6 protein-coding genes are annotated in these 6080 nt (G+C 54.3%); 3 read left to right on the top strand and 3 right to left on the bottom strand.

Features of this window, described 5'->3' with window-relative positions:
• Positions 1-112: 112 nt before the first annotated feature.
• Complete coding sequence (gene alaS / locus IGR76_01155) at positions 113-2749, bottom strand: alanine--tRNA ligase (GenBank protein MBF2077150.1); 2637 nt, start codon at positions 2747-2749, stop codon at positions 113-115.
• 233 nt (positions 2750-2982) lie between these two features.
• Here alaS and IGR76_01150 point away from each other — a divergent pair, with 233 nt between their 5' ends.
• Genes IGR76_01150 through IGR76_01140 form a run of 3 tightly spaced genes read left to right on the top strand, consistent with a single transcriptional unit; the run spans position 2983 to position 4302 of the window.
• Entirely contained in the window at positions 2983-3405 is a 423-nt protein-coding gene (locus tag IGR76_01150; protein ID MBF2077149.1) for a YeeE/YedE family protein, read from the top strand.
• 24 nt (positions 3406-3429) lie between these two features.
• Positions 3430-3855, top strand: coding sequence for a YeeE/YedE family protein (locus IGR76_01145; GenBank protein ID MBF2077148.1), 426 nt, complete (start codon positions 3430-3432; stop codon positions 3853-3855).
• A gap of 36 nt (positions 3856-3891) precedes the next feature.
• On the top strand, positions 3892-4302 hold the full coding sequence (locus IGR76_01140) for a helix-turn-helix transcriptional regulator (GenBank protein ID MBF2077147.1): 411 nt from the start codon (positions 3892-3894) through the stop codon (positions 4300-4302).
• 110 nt (positions 4303-4412) lie between these two features.
• Here the strand turns inward: IGR76_01140 and IGR76_01135 are convergent, their stop codons facing one another.
• Positions 4413-5273 (bottom strand): metal ABC transporter permease, encoded by an 861-nt coding sequence (locus IGR76_01135; protein ID MBF2077146.1) that lies wholly within the window; start codon positions 5271-5273, stop codon positions 4413-4415.
• A gap of 2 nt (positions 5274-5275) precedes the next feature.
• A complete protein-coding gene (locus IGR76_01130) occupies positions 5276-6028 on the bottom strand; it encodes a metal ABC transporter ATP-binding protein (GenBank protein ID MBF2077145.1) in 753 nt (250 codons plus the stop codon).
• Positions 6029-6080 lie beyond the last annotated feature (52 nt).

Raw genomic sequence — 6080 nt, 5'->3', positions numbered from 1 at the left:
AGTCAGAATGCTCCCATCGTTGGGCTGGCTCATCGTAGTTTCCTCAGCAACTGCTCTACTGCCTTCAGCCTATGCCCTATTTTTATGCGTTTGCCCTAGCTTCCAGCCTAGTCTAATTCCTGTCTTCGTCAAGCTCAGAATGCAACTGCTTTTTGGCCTGGTCAAGGGCACTCGCAAGCTGTTTGGGGTCACGCCCCCCGGCCTGGGCGAGGTTCGGACGACCACCGCCGCCGCCACCGCAAAGCTTGGCGATTGCCCCAATAAACTTACCTGCTTGAACTCCCTTTTTATTCACCGCCGGACTAAAAGCCGCCACCAAGCTCACCTTGTCTGGTTCGGGAACCGATCCCAGAACAACTGCACCTTCGCCCATGATTTGCAGCAAGCGTTCAGCGGCGGTTTTCAGGGCATCGGCATCCACCTCCTCCAGTTGCGCCACCAGCACCTTGAAGTCGCCCACGGTTTCAACGTCGCTGAGGAGGCGATCGCTCTTGGCAACGGCTAGCTCAGACTTGAGGGCGGCCAACTGTTTTTGGGAGGTTTTCAGTTCGTCTTGGAGGGTGGTGATCCGGTCTACGATGTCCTCCGGCTTGGCCTTAAAGCGATCGCTCAACTCACGCACCACCTGATCCCGCACGTTCAGGTATTCCAGCACCGATGGCCCTGCAACAGCTTCAATCCGACGAATCCCAGCGGCAACGCCCGACTCCGACACGATTTTGAATAGACCAATTTCCGCTGTGTTGCTCACATGGGTGCCGCCGCACAACTCCATCGACACGCCGGGGAAGTCGATCACCCGCACCTCATCGCCATACTTCTCCCCAAACATCGCGGTTGCGCCCTTGGCCTTGGCTTCGGCAATCGGCATGACGGCAATGTGTGCCATGTGGGCTTCGGCAATCCAGGTGTTGACCTGTTCTTCGATCTGCTGCACCTGTTCCGGGGTCAAGGGTTTGGCGTAGTTGAAATCGAACCGGAGGCGATCGAACGCTACCAATGATCCCGCCTGGGAGATACTTTCATCCACCAGTTTTTTTAGGGCGGCCTGGAGCAGGTGGGTCGCCGTGTGGTTAGCCTGGGCACGCCGACGACAGGCGAGGTCGATCTGGGCAGAGACGCGATCGCCCACCGTCAGACGTCCCCGCTCAATCGTGCCAAAGTGGACAAAGATTGCCCCTTCTTTCTTCACGTCTTCCACCCGTACCAGGGTGGTATCCCCCGACAGGTAGCCGCGATCGCCAATCTGCCCACCAGATTCAGCATAGAAAGGGGTGCGATCGAGAATAATCTGCACCGCCGTACCCGCGCTGGCCTCTTCCACGGGCTTACCGCCCACCAGCAGCACCTTCACCTCTGCCGGACTGGAGGCTTGGCTGTAGCCCAGAAACTCGGTTTCGTGAATATGTTCTGCCAGCGTATCCAGCGATCCCTGTACAGTCAGGTCAATGGTTTCATGGGCGGCCTGGGAGCGCTGCCGCTGTTCGGCCATGGCCGCTTCGAACTCATCGACGTTCACCGTCAGACCTTGCTCCTCAGCGATTTCCTGGGTGAGTTCCAACGGAAACCCGTAGGTGTCGTAAAGAACGAACGCATCTTGACCGGAGATTTCCTTAGCCTTCGACTTTTTAATAATGTCGGTCAGCAACTTCTCACCTCGATCCAGGGTTTCCAGGAAGCGCGATTCCTCCAGTTCCAACTCGGCTTTGATCACAGCGGCGCGATCGCGCAGGTTGGGGTAGGCCGATTCGGATAGGGCGATCGCCGACTCCGCCACTTCAGTAATAAAGGGGCGATCGATGCCGATCAGCCGACCGTGACGCACCACGCGACGAATCAGACGCCGCAGCACATAACCCCGTCCCAGGTTAGAGGCCGTAATGCCATCGGCAATCATGTGAACCACGGCACGCACATGGTCGCCAATCACCTTTAGGGAAACCTTGGTCTGCTCGTCGGCTTTGGCGTAGTGGATCTCGGCAATCTTCGCCGCCGTTTCCACAATCGGGAAAATCAGGTCGGTTTCGTAGTTGTTGGGTTTCTTCTGGAGGATCTGCGCCATCCGTTCCAGTCCCAGACCCGTATCAATATTTTGCGCTTGGAGGGGCGTCAAATTGCCTTCCGCATCCCGGTTGTACTGCATGAAGACGAGGTTGTAGAACTCGATGAAGCGGGTGTCGTCTTCTAGATCAATGTCATCGTCCCCTAACTCAGGATGGAAATCGTAGTAGATCTCCGAGCAAGGGCCACAGGGCCCCGTGGGGCCAGATACCCAAAAGTTATCGGCCTCGTCCATGCGCTTGATGCGGTGAGCCGGAACGCCAACCTGATCCCGCCAGATGGCAAAGGCTTCGTCATCCTCGCGGAACACGCTCACCACGAGCCGATTTTCGGGCAAACCAAACACTTTAGTAGATAACTCCCACGCCCAGGCGATCGCCTGCTCTTTGAAGTAATCTCCAAAGCTAAAGTTGCCCAGCATTTCAAAAAAGGTGTGATGCCGCGCGGTGCGCCCCACGTTCTCGATGTCGTTGGTGCGAATACACTTTTGCGACGTGGTGGCACGGGGAAAATCGGGCGATCGCTGGCCTAGAAAAATCGGTTTAAACGGCAACATCCCGGCAATGGTCAGCAGCACGGTCGGATCTTCCGGCACCAAGGACGCACTGGGGAGAATTTCGTGCCCTTTGGATGCGTAGAAGTCCAGAAATGTTTTACGAATGTCCGCGCCGCTGAGAGACTTAGCCATGGGAGTTCCAGAATTGAGGCAAGTAGAGGTGTTCTTACAGTTTATCGAGTTACATTGTGCATTATTCTTGGAATCAATGAATGACGGATTCCAAATCATCAATGCAGCATTTGTAGATGACAAATATTACTAAATAGCTATACAATAGTATTGCTTGTCATCTCGTAACTACTGATTCAATAAGCTTGATGTCTTGTCCGAAGCGTGTCCGAAAATAGTATTTTCAAGAATCTATGGCAGAGTTTAACTGGGTTTCCGCCCTCCTCGGAGGGGTTCTCATTGGGATCAGCGCTACGGTGCTGCTGGCCTTTAACGGCAAAATTGCAGGCATTAGCGGGATCGTAAACGGCGCAATGCGGTTCGAGCGTTCTGAAGTTTGGCGATGGCTGTTCCTGATTGGCATGCTGGCGGGAGGTGCGCTTTACGAGTACGGTTTGGCATCCCAACCCACGCCAACATCCACCTTCTCACCGTGGGCGATGGTGATTGGTGGCCTCTTGGTCGGATTTGGCACCCGCATGGGCAGCGGCTGTACCAGCGGTCATGGCGTTTGTGGACTAGGACGACTCTCGGCGCGATCGCTTGCTGCCGTCCTTACGTTCCTCGCAACTGGATTTGTGACCGTTTTCGTGACTCGTCATCTTTTGGGATTGTAGGGAGAGAAGAACACTATCATGGGCATGAATGGTAAACAAAACGGAATTGCCGCGATCGCGGGTCTGCTCTTTGGGTTAGGACTCGGCCTGTCGCAGATGATCGATCGCGATCGCGTGTTGGGATTTCTCGATCTCGCCGGAACCTGGGATCCAACCCTGCTGTTTGTCTTGGGGGGTGCGGTTGGCGTCACGATCATTACCTTTCGATTTGTTTTGAAGATGCCGCACCCGGTCTTCAACAAAACCTTTGCCCTGCCGACTCGGAAGGACATTGATCTGCCGCTGATATTAGGAGCCGCCATATTCGGCATTGGCTGGGGCATTTCGGGATACTGTCCGGGGCCAGGAATTACAGCCCTAGTCCTGGGACTTGCGAATCCGGTTCTATTCGTTATCAGTTTTGTCGTTGGGTCGTTGGCGTACCAAGCCTATGCCTCCCGCCGCGCTTAAGTTGTCTGGTCTTTACGTCACATCTCACTAAAATCTATGCCACACAAATCCACTCCATCCACCCTGCCTACTCTTCCAACCAACACCGACGAATGCGGCGTATCTAAGCTTTCTCCCTCCGCCTTGGGACTGATGGCCGAGTTTTTCAAGGTGCTGTCAGAGGTGAGCCGTCTTCAGATTGTTTGTACGCTGAAAAGTGGCCCCAAAAACGTCACGGAGATTATCGAGGCCACGGGATTAGGGCAAGCCAATGTGTCTAAACATTTGAAAATGCTGACCCAAGCAGGGGTTGTCTCACGGGATCAGCAGGGTGTGTGCGTCTATTATGCGATCGCCAATCCGTTTCTATTTGAACTATGTGATCTCGTGTGTGATGCCCTCTCTATTCAAATGGAACAGCAAAGCCAACATATTCAAGAACTGGCTACGCTGCGTCAAGGTCGTTGAGGTTCAGAGCATGGACGATCTGGGTACGGGCGGGTTTAGCTAATAGACCTTGCTCACGATCAGAGCTTGATTCCGAAACCCGCCCCTCGCCCCTTGATATAGACGATGAATTAACCGGATTTGCTATTACGGCGATGGGTCAGCACCCCGTAACTGGGACTAAAGAGAAACGCTAGGGCAAAAAATCCAGAGGCAATCATCACAATCGCGGGGCCAGAGGGTAGGTTGAAATAGTAGCTCAGGTACATGCCGCTGATACTGGATACAACACCAATCGCGGCTCCCAATCCCATCACCTGATGCAAGCGCGGAACCAGCAGATACGCCGTGGCGCTGGGTGTGATCAGGAGGGCTAGCACTAAAATCACGCCAACCGCTTTCAAACTCGCGACGACCGTGAGGGCAATCAACACCATCAAGCCTGCATTCAGCCACGTCACCGGAAGTCCAGTCGCCTGTGCCCCCAGGGCATCAAAACTGTGAAACAGGAGTTCTTTGTAAAACAGAAAGACACTCACCAGCACCAGCACTGCAATGATGGCCGTATCCCTAACTTCAGAAGGACTAACGCCTAGGATATTGCCAAAGAGAAAATGGTTCAGGTCGATTTTGGTGTCTTTTTGGACGAGGGTGATCAGTGTGACTCCTACCGCAAAGAAAGCAGAAAAGACAATCCCCATGGCCGCATCTTCTTTGATGGGCGATCGCGTGTGAATCCAGGCAATCAAACCTGTACTGAGAATACCCGCGACAAACGCGCCGATGTAGATATTGATCCCAAGAACATAGGCGATCGCCAGTCCCGGTAGCAGCGAGTGACTAATGGCATCGCCCAACAGCGCCATCCGTCGCACCATCAGGTAACTTCCCACCACCGCACACATGATCCCGACTAGCACCGCCACGATTAGCGATCGCTGCATAAAGCCATACTGAAGCGGTTCCAGCAGAAACGACAATCCCGATTCCATGGCTACGCTGCCCGGAAGAAAGAGACATGTCCGCCATAGGCACGCGTCATATTGTCGTGCTGAAGCACCAAACGGCGATCGCCATAGGCAATCAGCTCTTTATTCAGCAAGAGCAGGGTATCAAAATGGGCGATCGATTCCCCGAGATCGTGATTCACCACCATCACAATCTTTCCCTCGGCGGCCAACTCATGGAAAATTTGGAACAAGATCTCCTCCGTTCGGTGATCGACGCCGACAAAGGGTTCATCAAAGAAATAGACATCGGCCTGCTGTGCCAGCGCCCGCGCCAAAAAGACCCGCTGCTGCTGTCCACCGGATAGATCCCCAATGCGGCGATCGCGAAACTCGTTCATCCCCACCCGTTCCAGGGCATCGGCAGCAATCCGACGGCTGACGTTAGAAAAACGGTGCAACCATCCCGACGGACGCACCCGTCCCATCATCACCACATCCCACACCGTTGCTGGGAATGTCCAGTCAATCTGCGATCGCTGGGGCACGTAAGCTGTAGCATTCAGTTGATCCAGTAAGGGGCGATCGCCATAGGTCACCTGCCCCGTGGTACGGGGGATCAATCCCAGCATGGCTTTAATCAGCGTGCTCTTCCCGGCACCGTTGGGGCCAAACACCCCCACCAATTCACCAGGCTGAACGATCACGTTGATGCTGCGAAGCGCTTGCACCGAACGATAGTTAACGCTGAGGTGATCAATCTGAATGGAGGGTAGAGCGGAGGGGTTAGTCGCTGTCATGGTGAGGACTGAAGACCGTTTTAGGGTTTGAATTATGAAACAACTATGAAAA

The organism is Synechococcales cyanobacterium T60_A2020_003 (assembly GCA_015272205.1).
GTDB lineage: Bacteria > Cyanobacteriota > Cyanobacteriia > RECH01 > RECH01 > JACYMB01.
Note: the sequence above shows the minus strand (reverse complement) of the source record. Positions and strands in the feature narration are given on the sequence as shown.